We start from the raw sequence: 23,580 nt of genomic DNA, 5'->3' as shown, positions 1-23,580 counted from the left end.
TTAAGCAAATCGGAATGCGAGTCAAAATATCGGGAGCGCAATGGAAAGTAGAGAATGTTTCTAAGATTCTTTCTTTACGCTGTGCTTACTTAAATGGCACTCTGTTTTAGCAATATTTTTGCAAAACTGAGATGCACCCTTCAATCGATTTATATTTGTTGAAGTGCATCGATTTATATTTGTTGAAGTGCATTTCATGGTTTTGTAGATATTTTTTATTATTAAATATCATGAAATTTCAAAAATATATAGCAGTCCCAGGTGCATTTTGAAAATGTAAATTCAAATCCCTCCTCTCTGTGTCCTCTGTGTCTCTGTGGTGAAGACTTTTTGAAGCCCCGCTTATCGGAAGCAGATTCCGTATCGATTGAAAAACTGAGATACACCCATCAGTCATAAAAAATACGCGAATCCTCAAGAATTCGCGCAAATTCAAAAAAATGAAAGCTAACGTCTAAAACAAACGAATGCCTCGAGCCATCATTGCCGCCAATAGCGGTATCAGCAGAAAGCCAACTATCTCAACTTTAATCATGGAAGAGAGCAAGCGCGTTTTCGCAGCCGTCAAAACTGGAGCTACGTTCTGTTGCCAATCTTTCGCCCACAAAATAAACGTAATCGTGGGATATAATGACAAGGTTCCGACAAATAGAAAAATGCCAACTTTGAGCCAAAAAACAGGGTTACTCGTGTAATACTCGGTTCCTTTGCCAAAGTAGAGAACGCGCAAAATTCCCGTCACCAATACCATTAAAGCTGACAAGCCATAAACTACGTCAGCAATGACAATTTTTTGAGATTCTTGCAGTGTCGGACGCTCTTTTAACGTGAAGTTCTCCACGACGAGCGCACCCACTGCCAGCATAAATCCGAGATAGTGCAAGTATGCCGTAACAGCACTGTTCCACATGGTTAATTGTTGAAGCTAATTGTTGAAAACCCAATATCGATCGCGATGGAGCAACGTTTTAACATCGATCGAATCTCACCAATAAAACTCGATGATTATATCGTTGCGTATCCGAAGGCGGATTATATCACGATCGCTTTGACCTTCGCCCGCAAAAACAAGCGATCGCCATGCCGGTAGCCCAAATTCGCGATCCGAACGCGATCGCCTGGTTGTGCGGTTCCCTTCGCCAGTTGGTGCAACTGCGGATTGTACGTCACCTCTTCTCCAATCGCACCAATCGGTTCGACATCCCACCGTTGCAGCAAGTGTTCGATGGGTTTGACGAGGGGTAACAGCTTTTTCGCCGCAAACTGGGGGTTGTTTTCCACCGCATGGGCGGCGGCGTGCCAATAGGTTAAAAAGGATTCGAGAATATCGAGACTTTCTCGCTGAAACTCCTCTGCAAACGTATCTCGCGCGCGATCGAATTCTTCTTTAAGGCGATCGTACTCCCATCGCAGCGTCTCCACCTCTGGCGACGACTCCACCACACCAAACGCTGCCAAAAATTCCACCACTGACACCTGCAACGCCTCGCACAGCTTCAACAGGTTCTCTAAACGCATTGTCTGGAAATTTCCCCGCCGCACTTGGCGAATTTGCCAGTCTGACACTCCCGCGAGGCGACGGAGTTCGGCAAAACTAGAAACACCGACGTTCGCCATCAGTTGACGGAGAACGTCGGTGTACGCTTGGGTATACTCTTTTGATTGAGTCGAATCAGTCATCGATCGCAACTTGCGGGCAGCCTCAGCGTTGGATTCTACCACGCCCGTTTCGCTCGATCGCGATCCTCTACTCCTCCTCGAGCAGACTCCGCAGCATCCACGCCGTTTTCTCGTGAATCTGCATCCGTTGCGTCAGCAAGTCCGCCGTCGGTTCGTCGTTAGCTTCCTCAGCCGTGGGGAACACCTCGCGAGCCGTGCGAACCACCGTTTCTTGACCCTGCACCAACTGGCGGATCATGTCCTTAGCGTGAGGAACGCCATCGGGTTCTTCGATAGATGTCAGTTTGGCGTATTGACCGTAGGTTCCCGGTGCGGGATGTCCCAAGGCGCGAATTCGTTCGGCGATTTCGTCTACCGCCGTCGCTAATTCGGTGTACTGTTCCTCGAACATCAGGTGAAGCGTTTGGAACATCGGCCCGGTGACGTTCCAGTGGAAGTTGTGGGTTTTCAGATACAGGCTGTAGGTGTCAGCCAGCAGACGAGATAACCCTTCGGCGATTTTAGTGCGGGTTTGTTCGTCGATTCCGGTATTGATGGGCATTGCTTGCATGGAAGTCTCCTTCGTTAAGTAGTTGTGTAATGACTGTAAAGCACAGTTTGGCGAAACTCGTCTAAGCTAAGTGCATCTTTAGAACTGCTTTCGGCGCTCGGCGCACTCTGCAACGAATGGTGTCGTGTCCGAGACGCTGACAGGCTTCGTAGCGGTGACAGCCAGAAAATCCGTAGTAGTCTCCGTCTACTTCTAACACGTCGATGGGTTCTTTCAGTCCGATTTCGGCGATCGATGCCATCAACGCTTTGACTTTTTCGGGATCGTTGCCCCGAGGAAGGGGACGGCGAATTTTGTCGATGGGGATATCTTCGATTCTCATGACACCCTCGAACAGTTGCTGACTTAATTGTAGTCATAACGATTATGAGTTGTCAATATCGAGGTGAGGAGATAATGAGATGAGGAGATAATGAGATGAGGAGAAAGGTTAGATTGGAAGGAACTGTCAACAGCTCATCATCCCTTCATTTGATCGTCAGGTCATCTCATCACCTCTAGAACCATGTCTCAAACTCTAGTCCTTCACGATAGCGACGGCGGAATTGACGACTATCTCTCGACGCTGCTGTTGACGACGATGGAGAACGTCGAACTTCTCGGCATTGTCGTGACGCCAGCGGACTGCTATATCGAACCAGCGGTGAGTGCGACGCGAAAGATTTTAGATTTAGTCGATCGATCGGGGGTTCCGGTGGTGGCGAGTACAGTTCGGGGGATGAATGCGTTTCCGCCGCTGTATCGACGGGATTCTTATATTATCGATCGCCTACCGATTCTCAACGAGCGATCGCCGAGTCCCACGCCACAGGTGAATCAAAGCGGACAACAGTTTCTCGTCGATCGCTTAAACGCTGCACCGCGTCCAGTTACGCTGTTGGTGACGGGGCCGCTGACGACAGTGGCGACGGCGTTGGAAACCGATCCTTCTATTTCCGCAAAGATCGAGAAAATTTTGTGGATGGGGGGTGCGTTGAACGTCCCCGGAAACGTTGAGTCCATGTGGGAACCGGGACACGACGGAACGGCGGAGTGGAATGCTTACTGGGATGCGGAGGCGATCGCGGCGGTGTGGCGTACCGAGATACCTTTTCTCTTGTGTTCTCTCGACATCACGAACCGCGTCCCCGTCACGGACGAGATAATTCAACGCATCGCAAAACAGCGTCGCTATCCCCTCAGTGATTTCGCCGGACAGTGTTACGCCTTAGCCAGTCCCCAGGAGTTCTATTTTTGGGACGTTCTGGCGACGGCGTATCTCGGACGACCAGATTTGTACGAGTTGCGAGAGTACGAGGTGGATGTCATCACCGAAGGTACGAGTCAAGGACGCACGATCGCCAAACCGGGAGGTCGTAAAATTCGAGTGTTTGAAGATGTGGATCTTGAAGGGTTTTACGAGTATTTTTTGGGACAGTTGATGTGATGATAGATCGATCGCTTCAATTCGGGTTAAGCCAAAAAGCTAAATCTCTCATCCAGTAAAGACTTCGATAAATTAGCAACGAAATTGTGCCTCTCTGGAATTCGCAATAGAAAAATTTGTTGCGAATAATATTTTCAAGATCTGAACTTATTGACAGGGCGGTAATGCACTCTAGATCGCGTAAAGACGATATATCAGTACTTTCTGCGATTTCTGATTTTGAACCATGAGTTATACAAAGCTAATTACAATTTTTTCGATCGCTTTTTATCGATATTTAGATATACTTGTATTATGCCAAACAAACTATTGAATTTATGAAGATTTGTCAATGCAAATCATTTTAATTTTTTACGTATTTTGATAATATTTAGTATTTATTTGTAAAGCTTAATTTACAACATAAAGGATTGTTTAAACCAATAAATTTTTTGGAAGTTCGTGTCAAATATATTTTTTATGATGTATAGTTAAAACTTAAATCGAGACCTCATATCAAAATACCTCAAATAAATAGGATAGTACTGCACTCTAACGATGCGAATCAGTCGCAATTCTTATCGCGGAATACTTTAAGGATTTGAGTGACATTACTTCGTTATCGTTATCCCTAAGTTTTTTGAGTGTATTGTCGCATTATCAAGGATAGAAACATGAATAAGTTACGTCTTCTCTTCTGCACGCCCCCCTACCATGATTATCATCTTGCTGACGAGAAAGTTTATGTTGTCGAACCCCTGCAATTTGAAGTTCTCAGCTCGCTTTTTGACAAGAAACGGTTTAATATCGATGTTCTAGATTTACGTTTAGAACGTCGTGCGGGAGTTCTCGAGAAAAAATTAGCTTCATTTAACCCAGACATTTTTGTGATAAATTGCTGGACGTTGCACCTCAATTTAGTGAGAGAAGTATTAAAAAAAGTCAAAGCCTTCAATTCTAATATTATTACAGTTGTGGGTGGCGAACACACGCGAATTAACCCAAAGGATTTAGCGATCGCTCAAACTAACCTGATTTGGATGGGCGAAGGTTATCAGGGTTTCTATGACTTAATGAACTCTCTTCACGAAGGAGACTCTGAATATCGTAAGTTAAACGGTTTGGCGTATCAAGAAAATGGAAAATTCATCTCTAACGGTCAAGCCGTTGTCAATCCAAACTTTGATTTAGACAGCTTGCCCTTCCCCGATCGCTCCATCACGAAAAAATATCACAAAAAATACTACCATCTTTGGTGGAAGCCCATTGCTGCGATGCGAACAGCAATGGGTTGTCCGGCTCGTTGTTCTTTCTGTAATCTCTGGAAAGTTAATGCAGGTCAATATTTAGGGTGGAGTCCTGAATACATTGTTGATTATCTTTCTACGCTAGAAGAACCTTACGTTTTATTTGTGGACGACCATTGTTTTGGCGATCTCGAACGTTCTTTTGCTTTGGGAGAGGCGTTATTAAAAAGCGGTCTCAAAAAACAATATTGTCTTTACAGTCGAGCTGATACCATTGCTGAGAATCCCGAACTGGTGGAACTTTGGGCAGCTGCTGGACTCAAGCGGGTACGTATGGGTTTAGAGAGCTATTCCGACGATACTCTCAGCAGCATGAACAAACACTCATCCATCGACCACAGTTCTAAAGCCATCAAAATTTTGAAGAAACATGGTGTACTGACTGAAGGGCTGTTTCAAATTGGTTTAGATTACACGCAGGAAAACTTTCAAGGGATGTTAAAGTACATCCGCGACCAAGAAATCGAGGTTCCGAATATCACTGTATCGACTCCCATGCCAGGTACGGTGGAATACACGACAAATAAAGACCAGATTCTGTATAACGAACCCGAATACTTTGATTTCCAACATGCTGTCATGGAAACGACATTAGACATCAAGACCTTTTGTCACGAGTATAGTATGTTGATGATTCGCGCCCAGCGTCCTCCTCAAGAGCAGATTCGCCTAATGGGTTTACGGCAATTTATTCTAAAAATGCCCAATTTTTGGCGGTATTTCTGGTCGTTACGGACATCTTACAAACACTATAATTTGGAAAATTCTGTAGGTTCGAGAACTCAGAACGTTAACACCTTGGAGTTTTTACCTTGGGTTAAAAACGATCGCAATTTAGAGCAAGAGCGACAAAAAGAACTCAAAACTATCGAACGGCTTTACAAAACTGAAAGGGCGGGAACTCAAACCCCATCAACTCAACCGATCTCTTAGTCGACGATCTCGAATTTTTTTCTGATAATAACTGGCAGGCGATCGTTTGTCTTTGTGCGGCGATCGCGCCTGTCATTAGCTCAATTTAAACGTTCAACGTGAGGGGCATTATGCTACTGAAGTTAGCAACATCAGGTCACGAAATCGAAGAAATCGTCAATTTGAGAAAGCGTGTCTTTGTTGACGAACTCAAGATTCAAGACAAAGACTATCAGGATGTGTTCAACGATTACTTCTGTAAAAATTTAATGGTGATGCAAGATCGCCAGTTATTAGGGTCAATGCGCGTTGCATTCGATCGCTATAGCCAACGCTTTTACGCGAGCTACTTTGTGACTGCGTCGTCTCAACGGAATCGCACAACTGGCGTGTTTCTCGTAGGTGGAATGCTTCGCATTATGGAAGAAAACGGCATTCAAACCCTCTATGCAGACAGTCATCAAAGAATCTTGAAAGAGTATCTCAATTTTGGCTGTGAAATCATAGGAAAGCCTTACAAAAAATACGGTTTTAGTTGTGAGTGGACACCCATACGTTATCAACGATCTCAATGTACGTCTGTCGCTCGGTGGATGCTGGAGCGATCGCGTCATTTTTTATCTTCGCAGCAGTGCCAATGGAAGTTTTTAGTTAAACTAATACTCTGTCAGACTATCCAAGAGTATGAAATCGTTCTAAATTCGTTAATTGGAAGTCGTCAAATTTTTAGTATATTTCCCATACTCACCGAAAATTTGCCATCCAGCTTACAAGATTCAACCTTAACCGGAGTAGAATCTATTCAAACTCAATCTGCACGAGTTTGGCTGGAATCTAAAACCTCATCCCTTAACAGTGGCAATGAGGAAGAATCTTCGTTCGATCGAATCAACGCTCTAATTCCTCAACGGCGAATTTTAGCTGTCAAGCACAACAGTCCCTTGTTGCCAATGGCTAAATGCTATGCAATATTAACAGGAAAACACTTACAAGCGATCGATTGTTTCTCAAAATTGTCGATCGATCGAGAGACTGAGTCTGTCTGGGTATGGATGATGGAAACGGACTTTAATTCCAATGAATGGGATATGCTTGTCCGACACTCTCGAAAAGTTTCTTTAGGATTACAACTTAGCAAAACAGTAGCAGACTGTTCGATCGCAACCCTGCGAAACTACCTTAATCTTATCCAACCTCAAACTAGACCTATTTTCTTTAATCCCAAGAATTCTTTGGTTGAATGGAATCGAGACTATCATCGCTTTGCTGCTTTTGGAGATTCTCATCAGATCCTCTCCAAAGGAGAAAGTTGTATGAATTTTCGAGAACAGAGCTTTTGTCGGGAATTACTAGAGAACGGATTTAGTTTTGGAGATACCGTGAAGCGACTCAACTTAGAATTTAGTTCGTCTATCTGCTCTCAACCTTTTCTTCTAGTCGGCGATCCAGCATTACATATTATAAGCCAGCAATCTCTCGTCAAAGTACCGGTTTCTACAGGAGTATGCTAAAGCTATCTATAAAGAGTTCTCTAGAATCTAAAGCAATTTGGGGAACTCTTTCAATCATCCCTTAAAAAAGCATTTGATAGAATGTAATATTAATAAATAAAAGTAGTTAAGATCGATCGCATCGATTGAAAAATAAATTATAGCTATTCAAGGTTGCATTTTATATTGCTAAAAAAATCCTGAATTTACTTCTAACTATGATAAAATAGCCGAATCTTCAAAAAAATCAATACTTATTTTGTTTGAAGCCAGCCGTCAATCGAAAATCAAAAGTGTATCATGAATTATTCTCCTTATGTCTTCGAGGGTTCGAGTTTTGAAATCGGACAACAACACGCTTTAATGGTTGTCGAGAAATATCCACAGGCTCGGCAAACCCTTGAGAATTCTCCCTACTGGCAGCGACTCAAAAGATCTTGGCCTCAGCAAATGCTGAAAAAGATCCAAAGCTATTTTTTAATCAGAGCGTTGCAAAAACAACTCGATCGCATTCAACCCGCAACAGACTATCTCAATGGGATGCTTAGTGTTTCAGAAATGACGCAAAGTATCTATTACTTCCTGTTATTATCTGAAATCTTGGGTGCAGATCGAACAGGAGTTATTCAAGGGTGTAGTGGCGTTGGCTGTCGGTCAGAACAGTCCCGACTGTTAGGAAAAAACTTTGATTATCAATATCCCCTCGCTCCCTATCAAGGTGCAATTGTTCGTCGGGAAACATCCCAGTTTAATTATATTGGCTTTGCCCCTATACTGATGCCGTTTGGCGGTCAATTCTGCATCAACGAACACGGACTAGCCGTCAGTTACAACTATACCTACTACCGCAAAGGAAGCCATGCGGGGGGACTGCCTGCCAGCTATTTAGTACATGATATGTGCCGCAGTTGCCACAGTGCAGAGGAAGCGGTTTTATTAGCACGACAGCGGAATTATGCGATTGGTAACGGTGCATCTTTGGCAGTCGCCGACGCTCAGAATTTTTATATTGTTGAAGTGGTTGGGGATAAAACAGGTGTTATCCAATCAGATAATTCTTTATTGCATACCAATCATTTCATGAGTGGCGAACTCAGTCCGTTTAATTTTCCAAAAAACATCCGATTTTCTTCTCGTATTCCAGAATTAGAACAGTTGCCTATTTTGGAATCGAGTCAAATACGCTTAGATAAATTAAACCAACGAGCCAATCAGATTAATTCACTGGAGACCTTACAAACGACCTTGGCTGAAAGCACAGATAAAAATGGCATGAATAACGTTTTCCAAACCGGGCTGTTTTGGGGAACCATCTCTTCCTATATTGTCAACCTTGCCGACATGACCCTTTATGAATTTAAAGATGTCAGAAGCGGCCAGTCCACCGTGCATGATATTAAAACGCTGCTGTCTAGTTCCTCAGAACCGATATGTTCCCAGAAATAAATTTACAAGACCAAGTGGCGATCGTCACCGGAGCGGGTCGCGGGATCGGCCGGGCTATTGCATTAGTCTTGAGTGAAGCTGGTGCAGATTTAGTATTGGTCTCCCGAACTCAGGCTCAACTCGATTCCCTCGTAACTGAAATCAAACAAACTGGCAGAAAAGCGTTAGCTATTTCAGCAGATCTGACCGATTCTAGCCAGGTCGATCGCTTTGTCGAGCAAGCCCTCAACCATTATGGCAAAATCGATCTTCTCGTGAACAATGCAGGGCAGTATCAAAAGCGTCCTATTGTTCCTTTACCGGGGGTCGATCTTCGTCCTCCAGTCGTTCCAGAAACAGTGACTTCGCGAATCAGCGATGCAGAGTGGCTGAATATTTTTGCAGTTAACATTCACGCCATGTTTTATTGCTGTCGGGCTGTAGCTCCCAGTATGCTGGCAAGGCGTCAAGGGGCGATCGTTAATGTCAGCTCTAACAGTGCGATCCAAGCGTCACCTTATTTTGCAGCTTACAATAGCGCCAAAGCATCTGTAAATATGCTCACTAAGGTCTTGGCTTTAGAATGGGCAGATTATAATATTCGAGTCAACGCGATCGCCCCCGGCGAATATCATACCTCTTTGACAGATTTTTCATGGTCTGATGAGAGAGAAAAAGCCAAAAGACTGGCTAGAATTCCCCTGCATCGTCAAGGCAGTTTGAGAGAACTGGGTTTGCTCGTTGCTTATTTAGCAAGTCCAGCAGCCAGTTATATGACAGGACAGATTATCGGCATAGATGGAGGATTGACAGCTCGATAGAGAAATTTTTTCAGCTCTTCCGACAAGAAAATTTGCGATTTGAGTTGTTTTTTATACAGTTTGGTAAAAATTCCTCTCCTGTAAAAAAATTAGCGATTTCTTGCATCGTAAGTTCAAAAAAAACAATTTTTCCTAGACTTACTGTTAAATCGATCTTCAACTCATCAAAAAATGCCTACAGTCCATCGTCAACAATCAGTTTCTCTAGAAACTGCAAAGTCAATTGCCAAGGAAAAGGCTTTTGGAACATCTCGCTCGAAAAAAGACCTTAAAAAAGTAGGTTTAGAGCTAGAAATGTTTCCTTTTTTAGTCGATCGAGATAGAAAACCGATTCAGCGTCTAAAGTTACAGGGAAGTTCAGGTATTTTAGAAATTATCGATTCTTTGTCCGATCGCAACGATCTAATAGGACAAAAAGAAACCCATCCTAAAACTTTCTGTCGCTATCCCCTACTTGAAGGAGGATTTATCACTTTCGAGCCAGGGGGACAAATTGAAATTTCCACCCGCCCTTTCAAGTGTCCATCTGAATTATTAACTCATACCAGAAATACACAAAATTTATTAGCAAAAGCGTTCGATCGACATCACGTTATTCTGGTCGGAACAGGTATCGATCGATGGCATCCTCAAGATAAAATCGAATTACAAATTCATACCGCTCGACAAACTGCCTTAATCGAATTTTTCGATCGTTTCGATCGATGGGGAAATTTAATGATGACCAAGACGGCAAGTCTGCATATTAATCTTGACTTTGGCGATCGAGAAACTTGGCGAGAGAGATGGCTACTAGCTAATTTAATTTCTCCAATTATCACAGCAACTTTTGCTTGTAGCCCATCGGTTCATGGAGTTTCAACTAGAGCAAGAATTTGGCAAAATTTAGAATCGACTCGAGTGGGTTTTTCCGGTTATGAAGGTTCCGAAGAAGATATTTTAGAAACCTGGAGTGAAAACACTTTGAAAGCTAAGGTTATTCTCTTTCAGTTAACCTCAAACCAGATCGAGCCTGCTCGTACAGATATTAGTTTTGCTGACTGGATTGAAAACGGACACCCTATTTACGGCTGGCCGACAGTTGACGATTTTATTTATCACCTTTCTACATTCTATTTTGAAGTTAGACCTCGTCAATACATGGAATTGCGATCTTGTGATATGCTGCCAGGTATTTGGCAGCCAATTCCTATTACTTTAATAACCACGCTTTTCTATGAAGATATTGCTCGAAAAAATTGCCTAGATCTGTTATTTCCAAAAACCTCTTCACTTGAAGATCTTTGGCATCGTTCCGCAATTAGCGGATTGAGGGATGCAGAGCTGGCTGACTTAGCTCGACAAGCTTGGGAAATTGCCATTGAGGGAATGTATCGTCTTCCTCAAGATTATCTAGGGTTAGATAATATTCAAAAAGCTCGTGACTTTTTAGAAAGATATACTTTTACGAATAAAATGCCTGCGGATATTATTCAAGATTCCTTAGATCGAGTTCTTGTGGAGTCTCCAGTTTGAGCAAAAATGGGTGCATCTCAAAAATGTAAATTCATCAAAGGCAAGCTTGAGTCCTCGACTTAGCTGCTATTGGATTTCGCGATCGCTCTACCCAAACCACCCCTTTGGATGAAGAGGGGTTTGGAAGCCTCATCTGACTCCCAGAAACTTGGCACGGCGATCGTTGAGTTTAAGCAGTCGAGCAGTTTAACGGTAGCTGATAGTGCTTTTTATACTCAAGATAATTGGCAAATTGTTGTAAGATGTGGGTTATAACTTCCTCAATCTCGACCTCGATAGTTAATACGACACAAGCCAAATTGCTGCTCTCGATTACAATCGGGTAGTGTTTCCGGATCGGGGGTTTCGTTGAGTTGCGATCGAAACGCTTCATCAAACGTAGCTTTCTGCCAGTTACACGCTAGTTTGACTCGCTTGAGAGAGATATTTTTGGCTTGTTGTAGGTTAACCCCTTCTAAGTTGGCTTCCCACAGGTAAACTTCCCACAGACTCACTCCCACCAAGTCAGCATCTTTTAAATTAGCTCCTTTCAGGTTCGCTCCCCCTAAGTCAGCTTGCAGCAAGTTGGCTTTCGACAGGTCAGCTTCCACTAAGTAAGCATCTTGCAAGTTGGCTCCAGCCAAATTCGCTTCCTTCAGTTTGGCTTTATACAAATTAGCTCCCAACAAGTAGGCATTCTTCAGGTTAGCTCCCTCCAAGTTAGTTCGGTTTAAATTAGCTCTCTTCAGGTTCGCTCGCTCTAGATCGACTTCTCGTAGATTGGCTTCCCACAGGTTAATTTCCCGTAGGCTAACTTCCGCCAAATTAGCTCCCTCGAAATTGGCATCCCACAGGCTAGCTCCCTCCAGATTGGCTTTCCGCAGGTTAGCTCTTCTCAGATTGACTTTCCGCAGGTTAGCTCTTCTCAGATTGACTTTCTCTGGATTGAATCCCAGCAGCTTGCCTTCTGCCCGAAAATCCCGCACATCCAACAGCTTGACTCGTTCCAGATTAGCTCCTTCCAAATTGGCTCCCTCAAAATTGGCTGCCCGCAGGTTAGCTCTCTTGAGGTTAGCTTCTTGAAGGTTAGCCTCTCGCAGATTGGCTCCCCAAAGAATGACTCTTTCCAAATTGGCTCCATTCAGATTAGCTCTCAAAAGTATGACTTCTCTGAGATCGGCTTTCTCCAGATTGGCTCTGCTGAGATCGGCTCCCTCCAGACTCACTTCCCAAAAACGGGCTCCTTCGAGATTCACTTCCCGCAAATTGGCTCCATTCAGATTAGCTCTCAAAAGTATGACTTCTCTGAGATCGGCTTTCTCCAGATTGGCTCTACTGAAATCGGCTTCTCTGAGATCGGCTTTCTGCAAATTGATTTCTCTGAGATCGGCTTCCTGTAAGTCAACTGGAGCGTGACTGTTTGCGCGTCTCCACTGATTCCAGGTTCTTACCCCCTGGCTCAATATATTTAAGTGTGTTGGATTTACCATCTGTACTTTTTTATTGAATTTCCACAAAATTTATTGACAACATACCCACAGATCTATGACTGCAAGCTAATTGCTAATGCGATCGACAGTAAGCTAAAGATCTAACTTTAGAATACTCCAAATTTTGATAACGTTCGATGGACATCCATAAGCGAGGCAAGCGAGATCTCGTCCATCTGGACTGTAAGAATGGGAAGAACCCCCACAAGCTAAATTATAGTATTCACCTGTTTCTACATTCCAAAAAACGATACCTTGAGAACCAACACAACTAAGCTTTTTACCGTCTGGACTGTAGAATACTTCTCTCCACTTACTACTCCGAGGCTCGGTTAAAATGCGGTAACATTCACCAGTCATCACGTTCCAGAGTTGAATTTCATTTCCATTGCTTACAGTAAGTACAGCAAGAGTTTTGCCATCTGGACTGTAAGTAAATTGATAAAATTCTTGCGAAGTGAGTTGGGAATTCTGACCCGTTTCAATGTTCAAAATATTGATGCCCTTACCGCCAACGCCACGAATTGCCAGACTGTAACCGTCCGGACTGTAGGCTAGAACATGAGAACAGTTATCCTTAAAATAACTCCCAAAACGACTCAGAATGTAAAGGCATTTATCCGTCTGAGTGTCCCAAAGTTTTACAATATTTTCACCACGATAGGAAATTTGAGAAACTAGAGTGCGGCCGTTTGGACTGTAGGCTTTTAGATAGCCTGAATTGGGAAGAGTCTGTTGGCACTCTCCCGTTGCAATATTCCAGAGTTTAATCGTGTCACAACCTCTAAAAGAAAAGGCAATTGTCTTGCTGTCTGGACTGTACTGAATTGAATCGACGCGGGTAGGACAGTCGCCCAAAGTACGATAACACTCACCTGTCATTGCGTTTAAAAGTCTGACAGTGCCATTATTAGTTCCACAGGCAAGGGTTTGACCGTCTGGGCTGTACGTTATCAAAGAAATTGGGTCAGAATGGCTCTCGATAGTAAGATTGCATTCACCCGTTGTCGCATCCAAAAGTTTGATATTTCCGTTACGGGTTCTACAGGCTAAGGTCTTTCCATCTGGACTGTAGCAAAATGAAGAAAACCCTTCAGAATCATCTTGAAAAGTGCGACAAGTCCAGGAGGAGCGAATTTCAGGCCATCGTCGCTCTCGTTTGTGCCATTCGTCATAGGTTTTCCATCGTACTTCTTGAATTTTTTGAAAGACTGCTGCAAATTTTTTCCAAGCTCCGGCTACGACCGTTTTAAATTCGGCTTCTAAATTAAGCAAATGGGGTTGATAGTTGGCTTGGGTATCGATCGCCCAGTAATGTAAATCGATCGGAAATGCTGCAGCGAGACAGTGAAGTTCGGCGATCGCTCGTAGCAATCGATTTAAATCTTCTACGAACGTTGTTTTGAGTATGGCTTTCCAGTCTAAGGTTAGCGACAAGTCAAAATCGATCTCTGGTTTCTCTCTCCAGATATTCCAATAGGCGACTTGAAGCGTTAACTTGTCCGCTTGTAGCTTGGCGTACAGAACGATCGTCGTCATCGGTTCCAATACGGTAAACAGCTGTCGGACTCGCAGATCGGAAATCGGCTCTTTCAAATAATCGTTAAGACACTCCACAGGAGCATCTGGGTGAAGTGAATAATTCTCGATTAGAAACGTCTCAACTTTACTTTTGACAGCCTTTGATAAGCTGTCTCGTAGAACCTGTGGCAGATCGAGATCGCGGTCGATCGCTATGGGAGCAATCAACACCAACACTTGATGGTTTTTCTGGCCGTCGAGTAGTAAATTTTTGGTTTTAGTTTTATCTAACTTAGAAAGCCATTTCTTTCTTTCCCAAAGCAAATCGAGCTTTCTCAACTTAAGATTGACTCTTTGTCGATAAATATCAGCGATCGAGCTGACTTTACTTCTTCGTTTTGTCCAAGCGAGGGCGATCGAAACTGGATCGAACATTGTAATGTTTGTTTTTTTGTGTGTAACGCAGTTGCAAAAGCAACTTAAAATTCAAAAAAAATTACTTTAACTACAATAATACTTCAAATGTAATCTAAACACGATCGCTCGATACAAAACTTAAGAATAACTTCAACATCCTCCCCAACCCGCCAAGATCGATCGCTCGATTCTCAACTAAGATCGAACGAGAGCTAAAAATTCTCAGATCGTGAAACCCCGCCAAAAACTCTTCGTCTCGATCGCCGCCATTCTCCTCGTCGGATTGCTGGTATCGGGAACTCTCGTCCACCTCCTTACCGAATCCTGGTGGTTCGATTCCGTCGGCTTCTCCCAAGTATTCTGGAGGCGCGTACAGTGGCAAATTATCGCCTGGACGGTCGGATTTGTCGGCTGTGGGGCGATTTTGTGGGTCAACTACCGCATTGCGATGTACGTCACGCGATATCGCCTGTTTCGCGCCCTAGCTGAAAGTAGCACTTGGAGTCCTTACGCCAAACAACTTCCCAACGTCGTCGCCGGATTTCTCACCGTTTTCATCTCGCTGTCGGTAGCGGCGTCAGCGTCGGCGGAGTGGGAAACCATCCTCAAATTCCTCAACGCCAGCGAGTTCGGAACGACGGATGCGATCTTCGATCGCGACTTGAGTTTCTACCTGTTCGGCTTACCGTTTTACGAAGTGCTGCAAAACGGCCTGTTATCGATCGCCGTTATCAGTTTGGCGATCGCCATCGCTGTTTACGCCTTTAAAGGAGAAATTGGAATCGGCCGGGGTTGGACGCATTTAGTCTCCGGCGGGGCCCGAGTGCATCTAAGTTCCCTCCTCGCGATCGTGGCGGTGTTGCTGGCGATCGGCTTTTGGCTACAACGCTACGAACTCCTCTATTCCAACGACGGCGTCGTATTTGGGGCAGGATACACCGATGTTAACGCCAGACTTCCCGCTTACGGCGTGATGAGTTTTGCCACGATCGCCTTAGCCGTATTGTGCGTCGTGACGTTGTGGCAACATAGTTTTGCGCTTCCGTTGTTCGGAGTTGTCATTTCCTTTCTCGTGTGGATTGTCGTCGGTGGAATTTATCCCTGGGCGATTCAATCTTTCGTCGTAGAACCCAACGAACTCGCTAAAGAAAAACCCTACGTCGCCAACAACATTGAAGCGACGCGCCAAGCCTACGGATTAGATAGCGTCGAACGGTTCGATTATCCGGTCGAAAGCAACCTCGATCGCGCCACCTTAGAAGCCAACTCGTCCACGGTCGATAACATTCGCCTGTGGGATTACCGACCGCTGTTGAGTACCTATCGCCAACTGCAAGAAATTCGGCTGTACTATCGATTTTCAGATGTCGATCTCGATCGCTACACCCTCGACGATCTCGGCTACCGTCAAGTGATGTTAGCCCCTCGAGAACTATCCTACGCACAAGTTCCCCAGCAAGCGAAAACCTGGGTCAACCAACGGTTGAAATATACTCACGGTTACGGATTGGTGATGAGTCCCGTAAACCGAGTCACACCAGACGGTTTACCCGAGTTTTTCATTCAAGATATTCCGCCGGTTTCTAACATTTCTTTAGACGTAGAACAACCGCGAATTTACTACGGAGAAGAAACCGAAACCTATATTTTTACCGGAACGACAACTCCGGAATTCGACTATCCTAAAGGTGAAGAAAATGCCTTTAATAACTACGATGGAAAAGGCGGCGTTCCCATGGGAAGTTGGGGGCGGAGACTGGCGTACGCGTTCGATCGCAGCAGTCTCAAAATTTTGATTTCGGGATATTTCGACAGTAACTCTCGCATTCACTACCACCGTCAAATTCTCGATCGCATCCGCACCGTCGCGCCCTTTTTACGATTCGATGGCGATCCGTATATTACCCTAATCGACGGAAAACCTCAGTGGATTGTAGAAGGATACACGATTAGCGATCGCTATCCCTATTCCAAGCCCGTCGTTCGCAGCGACAACGCCGCCAGTTTGTTAAGTCAACAGAACTTGAGAAATATCGTCGCAGGAGAAGTTAACTACCTTCGTAACTCCGTTAAAATCGCCATCGACGCCTACGACGGAACCATGCAATTTTACGTCGTAGATGAGACCGACCCAGTGTTGCAGACTTATCGCAATATTTTCCCCGATTTGTTCGTCGAGCGATCGGCGGTTTCCGATACGATCGCATCGCACTTCCGCTATCCCTTGGACTTGTTCGCCATTCAAGCCCAAATGTATTTGTCCTATCACATGGACAATCCCGAAGTCTTTTACAATCGTGAAGACCTTTGGCGCTTTCCCACAGAAGTTTACGAAGGGAACCAACAAACTGTCCAACCCTATTACATTATCATGCGCCTTCCTGAAGAAAGTCAGGAAGAGTTCGTGTTGATTTTACCCTTTACCCCCGTCAACAAAGACAACACCATCGCCTGGATGGCCGGGCGATCGGACGGCGAAAATTACGGACGACTCCTAATCTACGATTTCCCCAAACAAAAACTCGTCTACGGGCCGAGTCAAATTGAGGCGCGGATCGACCAGAATCCGACGATTTCCCAACAGTTAACCCTGTGGAGTCAGGAAGGATCGAAAGTAATTCGCGGAGATTTGTTGGTGATTCCCATCGAGCGATCGCTGCTGTACGTCGAACCAGTGTATTTACGCGCCGAACGGGGAGAGTTACCCGAACTCAAACGGGTGGTGGTGGCTTACGACAACGAGATCGTGATGGAACCGACGTTAGAAGACGCCTTAGACGCCATTTTCGGCGAAAAAGCCGACGCACCCTCAGAAACAGCCCCCTCGCCGACCGGTGCGGCGCCGGAGTTTTCCGACCTGGCTCAACAAGCGCAAGAGGCTTATGACAAGGCGCAAGACGCATTACAAGAAGGGGATTGGTCGAGTTACGGCCGCTACCAACGAGAGTTGGGGAATTTGTTACAGCAACTCAATCAATAGGTCGAAACCATCGAGTCAGACACGAAGAAGTTTTAAACCCGATCGAGTAACTCTCAATTGTCAATGATTGATTGTCAATGGTTAAAATCTTGTTAGTCGATGACGACACGGGCTTTGCAGAGGGGATTGGCGAGGTGTTAACGCGCCAGCATTACCTCGTCGATCTGGCCGCTGACGGACAAACCGGGTGGATATTTGCCGAAACCTGTACCTATGATTTGATGCTGCTCGATTGGCGCGTTCCCAATATCGACGGGTTGACCTTCTGTCGCCGTCGGCGCGATCGCGGCGATCGCACGCCCATTTTACTCATGACTGCCCACGATTCGGCGTCGCAGCGGGTCGCGGGATTGGATGCGGGGGCTGACGATTATCTCGTCAAACCCTTCGAGATTGAAGAGTTGCTGGCACGAATTCGGGCGTTGCTGCGACGGGGAAACGATGCCTTGTTGCCCGTCGTCGAATGGGGGCCGCTGCGCCTCGACCCCCAAGCCTGTCGGATTACCTACGACGGTTGCGAATTGAAGTTGACGGCGAAGGAATACGAACTGTTGGAGTTGTTTTTGCGATCGCCAGACCGGATTTTCAGTCAAAGTGCGCTTCTCGATCGATTGTGGACTTTCGACGACCCACCTTCTGAAAACGCCGTGCGCCGTCAAATTACCAATTTGCGCCAAAAACTCAAGAAAGTCGGCGGCGTCGATATTATCGAAACCGTGTACGGCTTGGGATATCGCCTGCGAGAACCCGAACCCGCGCCCTCCAATCCACTCGCGGCGGTGTGGGAACGCAACAAAGCCAAATATTTCGATCGCATCGCCATCGTCGAATCGGCGATCGCCACCTTACAAACCAACGCCCCGAGTCCAGCACAGTTAAAAAACGCTTTAGCCGAAACCCACACCCTAGCGGGTTCCTTGGGAAGTTTCGGGTTCGATCGCGCCTCGCAGATTTCCCGACAACTCGAAGGATGGTTGAAAGCGGAACCCCCCGATCCGTTACAGTTACGCGACGGATTGACACAACTGCGCCAAGCTTTAGAGTTACCCGTCGATCGGTCGAACTCGCCCTCGAACGGGAAATCGAACTCGAAATCTAACCCGAACTCCCACGCGACGCCGTCTGAGATGCCACAAACACGTCTGTTCGTGGTCGATGCAGACGTCGCCTTCGCCGAATCGATCGCCGCCGTCGCCAGAGAGCGAGGAATGACCGTCGAACTGGCGCATACCTTTGCCGAAGCCCGGACGATGGCACGGCAACAGACCCCCAACTTAGCCCTAATGGATTTTAACTTACCGGATTCCAGCGGGGGCGAATTCGAGGTGTTGGCACAACTGACCCAACGCTGTCCTCCCGTTCCCGTGGTGGTGTTGACCGAACGAGAGAGTTTGCGCGATCGCGTGCAAGTGGCGCGTTTGGGCGGTTGCGGCTTCCTCACCAAACCCGTTTCTCCCCAACAGGCGATCGAAACCGTCAGTCAACTGGCGCAACCCACGTCTACCCCCAGCAGTAAAATTCTGGTGGTAGACGACGACGGCGAACTCCTCGACGCCATCCGTACCTTATTGGAACCTTGGGGTTTTTACCTAGTTCTTCTCGACGATCCCTGTCAGTTTTGGGACGTTCTCAACCGTACCCAACCGGATTTACTGCTGTTAGATGTCGTCATGCCCGATGTTAGCGGCATCGAACTCTGTCAGGTGGTTCGCAACGATCCCCAATGGTACGATCTGCCCGTTTTAGTCTTATCGTCCTATCGCGATTCAGAGACCGTGCGTCAAGTTTTCGTCGCCGGTGCCGACGATTTTATCCAAAAACCCCTCGTCGAACCGGAACTGATCGCTCGAATTCTCAATCGCTTAGAGCGTCAAACCTTACAACGCCGAATCGGGAAGTTGTGGCAACAGTATTCGCGGTGAGGGTTACAGGAAACGTATGGGAAAGGGAGAACCAGGAAGAAACCTCGTCGCGTCCTGTGCTGCAAGACAGCTACCAAAACTTTACTCAAATTTCATGAAAACTTGAAGTTTTATAACAAAAATTCGGTGATGTTTGTTACAATCCAGTTAGCGTGAAGGATTTGACAGAAAGGTGAACCCGCAGGATGTGGGAACGCGCTGTTATTGAGTTTCCTCACGGCGATCGCATACAACGTGATTGGTTTTGGTTGGTTTTCAATGGGTCAGCTCGCTGCAAGCTGGCCGTTTTTTTATGGATATTTTGTGGGGATATGGTTCGGCGAGCGATCGACCCAACCCCCGCGCCAGACTCTATTTTTTCCGATATCAGAAATTTTTCACCACAGAGACACAGAGGACACAGAGAAGTTCTTGCGGCGAGAGGAAAAACTGCTGTTTTTTATCGTTTTATTGACAAATTTACTTTTGTGTGGTAAAGGCTTGGCGTCGCTCTAGTTCAGTTTTTCGGAAGATTACCGATCGATTGTTGGCAGGCATTTCGACCGTTTCGAGCCACGTTAAACCTTCAGACGCGGCGGTATCGACGACCGTTTCGAGGTCGCGCACGCCCCAAGCCGGATCGCGATCGCGCAGCATCGCATCGAACGCTTCGTTACTGGCCGCAGTATGACGGCCGCCTTCCTTAAACGGTCCGTAGAGATATAACACCCCACCGACGGGCAAAATGCGTCCCGCCCCAGCCAGCAGCCCCAACCCTGCCGACCACGGCGCAATGTGAATCATATTGATACAGACGATCGCCGAAATTGGGAACTCCTTTAACTGAGGGGGCGGCGTCCGTTCGACCGACCACGGCAACGTTTGGGTATCGAGCGCAATAGGAGGCAGTAGCGTTTCGACCCCGACCTCGTCTCGCCAGGCTGCAATACTCGACAAGTTCGGTGGATTGCAATCCGACGGCAGCCACAGACGGGGTTTGAGATGAGGCGCGAAAAAGGCTGCGTGTTCCCCCGTCCCACCGGCCACTTCCAGCACCGTGCCCGATTCGGGCAGAACTCGGCGCAACACCTTTAAAATCGGCTCGCGATTTCGCTGCGTTGCCGGGGCAAACTGTCGGTCGTCGCGAAGGTTTTCTGACGCCATATCTCGATCGCTCTGTGAGTTTACATCTCTTGCGTTTCGGGGTTGGGAGCCGTTTGCAAGGTGTCTGACAATACCGCGATCGCACCGTCTACCTTGTCCGCACTCTCTTCTACGGCCGAGACCAACAACATCAACACCTGGCGATCGACCTGACGCGCTAACGTCCTTCCCGTCAGCGGTTTTCCGTCGATCGCTGCCGTCCAGTTCATTTGAACTTCGCCCGGTGCCGTCGAGGCCACGTTACCCAGTTGGAAGCCCTCACCGCGATCGAGCGTTTCGATCGCCACTTGAACCAATTCGTCCGGTGCCAGAGGGCGGGAATTCGCCCGTAGCTTCGAGACGACAGTATAAGCCAGAGTGCGATCGCTCGACTCGAACAGAGGAATCCCCGCCCGATCGGTCAAACTAAATCCCTCGAGAGTCCCGATTTGGAACTGACCCGGCCGAGCGTACGATCCCTCTGCCAGCGCCAATCCGGCCGTATCTACCGTCTCCAGCGGCGAGACTTGCTCTAACTCGAACTCCGCTGGAGCTTCAGAAGGGGGAGCGTCCGGTTGGGGCGTTGGGGACTGCGGCGTATTCGAGGTAGGAACGACTGGCGGATCGGGCAGTTGAGGAGGAGTTTGAGCGATCGCCTCCTTCACGTTCGCACTCGCCCAACGGACTTCTACCGCCGACCCCGAAACCGTTTGGGGAGTCGGACGTTCCAGCCATGCCACGAGACTCGCCGCCAAGACTGCCAAAACCAAAAGCCAAAATGAATGTCGTTTCATCGTCTTAATGATTTCCCCCATCACGGCATCGGAATTCCCAAAATCGTATCGGTATTTCCCGTAAAGAATAGTCCGGCGATACATCCCGTCATCAGCGTGGCCAGCGTTCCCGCCCACAGCGCCTTAAAGCCCAATGCAGAAATATCCGAACGGCGGGAAGGCACTAACGCCGAGAGTCCGCCGACGAAAATTCCATAAGAGGCGAAATGGGTAAACCCACATAAGACGTAACTCACGACGAGCATGGCGCGAGGTGTAATTTCCCCAGTCCGAGCCAATTGCGCCAAGGTGTTGTAGGGCGGAATGTTCGTCTCGAACAGTCGCCGTCCGATAATCACCGAGGAATCCCAAAGCACCTGCCAGTTTTCCTGAAACCCGTCGGTAAAGGGAATTGGCAGCGACACGCCGGTTAAGAAAGTTAAGGGGAGAAACAGCGCCCCCAGGATGTTTTGCAGCGTGATGTATTGAAAGACGACCCCCGCCAAACCGGGAAGCTGGCTCAACCCTTCAAAGACGGCGTTAAACAGAGCGACTAAGCCCAAAATCGCGATAATCACCGCTGCGATGCCCACGGCCATTTTTACCCCGTCCAAGGCACCGACGATGAGGCTATCGACGGGGTTGAGTTTTTTCTTGCCTTCTTCTTCCGGTTCTTCGGGGATGTGACCGAAGGTTTTGGGCGTAGTCGTTTCCGGAACCAACAGTTTGGCCAGGACGAAGCAGGCTGGAATCGTCATAATCGAGGCGGAAACGAGGTGGCCGGTGATGTTGGGGAAGGTCGGACGCAGCAATCCGGCGTACAGTGCCAACACCGAAGAGGCGATGGAACCGAAGCAACTGGCGAGAATGGCACAGAGTTCGCTGCGGCTCATGTCGGCGAGAAAGGGTTTGACGGCGATCGCCGATTCGATACCCACGAAGATGTTCGCCGCTCCCGAGAGGGCTTCCGCCCCACTAATTTTCATCGTGCGCTGGAAGATTTTGGCAAACAGCGCCACGATGGGTTGAATGATATTGAGACGGTACAGCAGGCTCACTAACCCTGAAAAAAAGATGACCTGCGGTAGCGATCGAAATGCCAGAATAAAGCCGGGGTTGAGGTTGTCCGGTCCGAGGCGATCGCCCGGAAGGTTCACGTAAGGAGCGCCGACGGTGCGAACGAGCCAGCGTCCCGCCTCTCCCGGTCCGACAGTGCGAGCGGGATCGGGGACGAACGCCGAATTCCCGCCCCCAAATAAAAATCGCGCCCCCGCTTCGGAGGCGTCGAGAACGACATTGAGAAGGTCGTTAATCCAAACGACCACGTTACTGCCAATACCAAAAACGATCGCACCCACAATTAACTGAAGCCCGATTCCCCAGACAATCGTGTTCCACGACACGATATGACGGTTTTCCGAACCGAGCCACGCAATAAAACACAAACCGACAAGTCCCAGGGCAGACAGGATGTTGAGTGCGCTCATATACTTCTCCGGAATTCTGGGGGAAAACCACGAAATTCAACAGGATTTCACGGAGATGTCGCTGTATCCAACCGTGGTGCGACGCCCAGTCGCGATTGAAATATCTTGCAAACCAGGTTCCTCCAACAAGACCTTACCTCAAAAAGGGTCGATCGCCGCACGAGATCCCGTGAAGATCGACTCGATTGGGGGCGATCGCCAAAATTTGACGGCCGGGTTTTTCGCGATACAGTTCATAGAAGAATAGATATCTAGTTATAATGGGTCGAAGCAATTCTCAACGAGTCGATCGACACAACTGACCCAACCCACTATGAGCAGACGAGTCAAAAAATCCCCCAAACTAAAATATCTCAGCCCCGCCCAACTCGAATCTCGCCAAGAGCGACTCGAAGTCGTCGACATACGCGGTCTCATCGAATATATGTTCGGCCACGTTCCCGGCGCAAAGCGTATGAGTTTGACCCGCATTCTCAAAGAAATCCCCAAAGACCAGGCCCTCGTCGTAACCTGCCTGTCGGGAATGCGAAGCCAAAGCATCGCCAACATCCTGGTTCAAAAAGGCTATCAAAACGTGTACAACCTGCAAGGAGGTTGTATGGCGTGGCAACGAGCCGGATACGCTCTCAAAGCCGGACTTTAATCAGTCACCAGTCACCAGTCACCAGTCACCAGTGAAGATAGGGAACAGCGGATCTGGGAACAGCGGATCTGGGAACAGGCAACAGGGAATAGGCAACAGTTAATCGTTTCTCCCCCCTCTCCCCATCTCCCCCTCTCCCCA

Annotated in this window: 18 protein-coding genes and 1 pseudogene; 9 read left to right on the top strand and 10 right to left on the bottom strand. The window is 47.2% G+C overall.

All coding sequences use genetic code 11. The annotated features are described in order from the left end of the window. Positions 1–454 precede the first annotated feature (454 nt). The 4 genes from POG22_RS01660 to POG22_RS01645 all read right to left on the bottom strand — a co-directional run bounded on the left by POG22_RS01660 (position 455) and on the right by POG22_RS01645 (position 2,552). Positions 455–910, bottom strand: a complete 456-nt coding sequence (locus tag POG22_RS01660; RefSeq protein WP_063714804.1) for a DUF2214 family protein — start codon at positions 908–910, stop codon at positions 455–457. Positions 911–1,032: 122 nt separating this feature from the next. Continuing rightward, positions 1,033–1,722: a helix-turn-helix domain-containing protein gene (locus tag POG22_RS01655; RefSeq protein ID WP_082901223.1), complete on the bottom strand. Its 690-nt coding sequence runs from the start codon at positions 1,720–1,722 to the stop codon at positions 1,033–1,035. Positions 1,723–1,747: 25 nt separating this feature from the next. Continuing rightward, positions 1,748–2,230, bottom strand: coding sequence for a Dps family protein (locus POG22_RS01650; protein ID WP_063714805.1), 483 nt, complete (start codon positions 2,228–2,230; stop codon positions 1,748–1,750). Between the two features lie 61 nt (positions 2,231–2,291). Continuing rightward, complete coding sequence (locus tag POG22_RS01645) at positions 2,292–2,552, bottom strand: ParB N-terminal domain-containing protein (RefSeq protein WP_063714806.1); 261 nt, start codon at positions 2,550–2,552, stop codon at positions 2,292–2,294. Between the two features lie 183 nt (positions 2,553–2,735). Between POG22_RS01645 and POG22_RS01640 the strand changes: the two genes are divergently transcribed. The 6 genes from POG22_RS01640 to POG22_RS01615 all read left to right on the top strand — a co-directional run bounded on the left by POG22_RS01640 (position 2,736) and on the right by POG22_RS01615 (position 11,105). Further along, positions 2,736–3,656 carry a nucleoside hydrolase gene (locus POG22_RS01640; protein WP_498903239.1) on the top strand — a complete coding sequence of 307 codons (921 nt, stop codon included), beginning with the start codon at positions 2,736–2,738 and terminating at the stop codon, positions 3,654–3,656. A 653-nt stretch (positions 3,657–4,309) separates the two neighbouring features. Next, on the top strand, positions 4,310–5,875 hold the full coding sequence (locus tag POG22_RS01635; RefSeq protein WP_498903238.1) for a B12-binding domain-containing radical SAM protein: 1,566 nt from the start codon (positions 4,310–4,312) through the stop codon (positions 5,873–5,875). A 110-nt stretch (positions 5,876–5,985) separates the two neighbouring features. Beyond that, positions 5,986–7,365: a GNAT family N-acetyltransferase gene (locus POG22_RS01630; RefSeq protein ID WP_498903237.1), complete on the top strand. Its 1,380-nt coding sequence runs from the start codon at positions 5,986–5,988 to the stop codon at positions 7,363–7,365. A gap of 279 nt (positions 7,366–7,644) precedes the next feature. After that, entirely contained in the window at positions 7,645–8,790 is a 1,146-nt protein-coding gene (locus tag POG22_RS01625; RefSeq protein ID WP_074170761.1) for a C45 family peptidase, read from the top strand. Beyond that, a complete protein-coding gene (locus POG22_RS01620; protein ID WP_063714809.1) occupies positions 8,775–9,590 on the top strand; it encodes an SDR family NAD(P)-dependent oxidoreductase in 816 nt (271 codons plus the stop codon). Before POG22_RS01625 ends, POG22_RS01620 begins: the two co-directional genes overlap by 16 nt. Before the next feature lie 171 nt (positions 9,591–9,761). Continuing rightward, the gene (locus tag POG22_RS01615; RefSeq protein WP_498903236.1) at positions 9,762–11,105 is read left to right on the top strand and encodes a glutamate-cysteine ligase family protein; all 1,344 of its coding nucleotides are present in this window, start codon (positions 9,762–9,764) and stop codon (positions 11,103–11,105) included. A 260-nt stretch (positions 11,106–11,365) separates the two neighbouring features. Here the strand turns inward: POG22_RS01615 and POG22_RS01610 are convergent, their stop codons facing one another. The 3 genes and pseudogenes from POG22_RS01610 to POG22_RS01600 form a co-directional block, all read right to left on the bottom strand. Continuing rightward, positions 11,366–12,109 carry a pentapeptide repeat-containing protein gene (locus POG22_RS01610; protein ID WP_498903240.1) on the bottom strand — a complete coding sequence of 248 codons (744 nt, stop codon included), beginning with the start codon at positions 12,107–12,109 and terminating at the stop codon, positions 11,366–11,368. 21 nt (positions 12,110–12,130) lie between these two features. Further along, positions 12,131–12,574, bottom strand: a pseudogene (locus POG22_RS01605) (pentapeptide repeat-containing protein); the annotation flags it as partial. 93 nt (positions 12,575–12,667) lie between these two features. After that, a complete protein-coding gene (locus POG22_RS01600) occupies positions 12,668–14,530 on the bottom strand; it encodes a WD40 repeat domain-containing protein (protein WP_498903235.1) in 1,863 nt (620 codons plus the stop codon). Positions 14,531–14,741: 211 nt separating this feature from the next. Between POG22_RS01600 and POG22_RS01595 the strand changes: the two genes are divergently transcribed. Both POG22_RS01595 and POG22_RS01590 read left to right on the top strand, forming a co-directional pair. Then, on the top strand, positions 14,742–17,492 hold the full coding sequence (locus POG22_RS01595; protein ID WP_063714811.1) for a UPF0182 family membrane protein: 2,751 nt from the start codon (positions 14,742–14,744) through the stop codon (positions 17,490–17,492). Positions 17,493–17,569: 77 nt separating this feature from the next. Next, complete coding sequence (locus tag POG22_RS01590; RefSeq protein ID WP_498903234.1) at positions 17,570–19,414, top strand: response regulator; 1,845 nt, start codon at positions 17,570–17,572, stop codon at positions 19,412–19,414. A 459-nt stretch (positions 19,415–19,873) separates the two neighbouring features. On the opposite strand, the gene POG22_RS01585 is transcribed toward POG22_RS01590, so the two are convergent. The 3 genes from POG22_RS01585 to POG22_RS01575 are packed head-to-tail and all read right to left on the bottom strand — an operon-like array spanning position 19,874 to position 22,796. After that, the gene (locus tag POG22_RS01585; RefSeq protein WP_498903233.1) at positions 19,874–20,557 is read right to left on the bottom strand and encodes a DUF938 domain-containing protein; all 684 of its coding nucleotides are present in this window, start codon (positions 20,555–20,557) and stop codon (positions 19,874–19,876) included. Between the two features lie 20 nt (positions 20,558–20,577). Continuing rightward, the gene (locus POG22_RS01580; protein ID WP_498903232.1) at positions 20,578–21,330 is read right to left on the bottom strand and encodes a hypothetical protein; all 753 of its coding nucleotides are present in this window, start codon (positions 21,328–21,330) and stop codon (positions 20,578–20,580) included. A 20-nt stretch (positions 21,331–21,350) separates the two neighbouring features. Next, the gene (locus tag POG22_RS01575; RefSeq protein WP_498903231.1) at positions 21,351–22,796 is read right to left on the bottom strand and encodes a NupC/NupG family nucleoside CNT transporter; all 1,446 of its coding nucleotides are present in this window, start codon (positions 22,794–22,796) and stop codon (positions 21,351–21,353) included. 313 nt (positions 22,797–23,109) lie between these two features. Here POG22_RS01575 and POG22_RS01570 point away from each other — a divergent pair, with 313 nt between their 5' ends. Further along, positions 23,110–23,439, top strand: coding sequence for a rhodanese-like domain-containing protein (locus POG22_RS01570; RefSeq protein ID WP_063714816.1), 330 nt, complete (start codon positions 23,110–23,112; stop codon positions 23,437–23,439). Positions 23,440–23,580 lie beyond the last annotated feature (141 nt).

The organism is Geitlerinema sp. CS-897, assembly GCF_028368005.1.
GTDB lineage: Bacteria > Cyanobacteriota > Cyanobacteriia > Cyanobacteriales > Geitlerinemataceae > Baaleninema > Baaleninema simplex.
This window is presented reverse-complemented; position numbering and strand designations above follow the sequence as displayed.

Excerpts from the sequence above, each read along its gene's own strand:
- POG22_RS01660 (WP_063714804.1), bottom strand. The coding sequence starts at position 910 with ATGTGGAACAGTGCTGTTACGGCATACTTGCACTATCTCGGATTTATG.
- POG22_RS01650 (WP_063714805.1), bottom strand. The coding sequence starts at position 2,230 with ATGCAAGCAATGCCCATCAATACCGGAATCGACGAACAAACCCGCACT.
- POG22_RS01645 (WP_063714806.1), bottom strand. The coding sequence starts at position 2,552 with ATGAGAATCGAAGATATCCCCATCGACAAAATTCGCCGTCCCCTTCCT.
- POG22_RS01640 (WP_498903239.1), top strand. The coding sequence starts at position 2,736 with ATGTCTCAAACTCTAGTCCTTCACGATAGCGACGGCGGAATTGACGAC.
- POG22_RS01635 (WP_498903238.1), top strand. The coding sequence starts at position 4,310 with ATGAATAAGTTACGTCTTCTCTTCTGCACGCCCCCCTACCATGATTAT.
- POG22_RS01630 (WP_498903237.1), top strand. The coding sequence starts at position 5,986 with ATGCTACTGAAGTTAGCAACATCAGGTCACGAAATCGAAGAAATCGTC.
- POG22_RS01625 (WP_074170761.1), top strand. The coding sequence starts at position 7,645 with ATGAATTATTCTCCTTATGTCTTCGAGGGTTCGAGTTTTGAAATCGGA.
- POG22_RS01620 (WP_063714809.1), top strand. The coding sequence starts at position 8,775 with ATGTTCCCAGAAATAAATTTACAAGACCAAGTGGCGATCGTCACCGGA.
- POG22_RS01615 (WP_498903236.1), top strand. The coding sequence starts at position 9,762 with ATGCCTACAGTCCATCGTCAACAATCAGTTTCTCTAGAAACTGCAAAG.
- POG22_RS01600 (WP_498903235.1), bottom strand. The coding sequence starts at position 14,530 with ATGTTCGATCCAGTTTCGATCGCCCTCGCTTGGACAAAACGAAGAAGT.
- POG22_RS01590 (WP_498903234.1), top strand. The coding sequence starts at position 17,570 with ATGGTTAAAATCTTGTTAGTCGATGACGACACGGGCTTTGCAGAGGGG.
- POG22_RS01585 (WP_498903233.1), bottom strand. The coding sequence starts at position 20,557 with ATGGCGTCAGAAAACCTTCGCGACGACCGACAGTTTGCCCCGGCAACG.
- POG22_RS01580 (WP_498903232.1), bottom strand. The coding sequence starts at position 21,330 with ATGAAACGACATTCATTTTGGCTTTTGGTTTTGGCAGTCTTGGCGGCG.
- POG22_RS01575 (WP_498903231.1), bottom strand. The coding sequence starts at position 22,796 with ATGAGCGCACTCAACATCCTGTCTGCCCTGGGACTTGTCGGTTTGTGT.
- POG22_RS01570 (WP_063714816.1), top strand. The coding sequence starts at position 23,110 with ATGAGCAGACGAGTCAAAAAATCCCCCAAACTAAAATATCTCAGCCCC.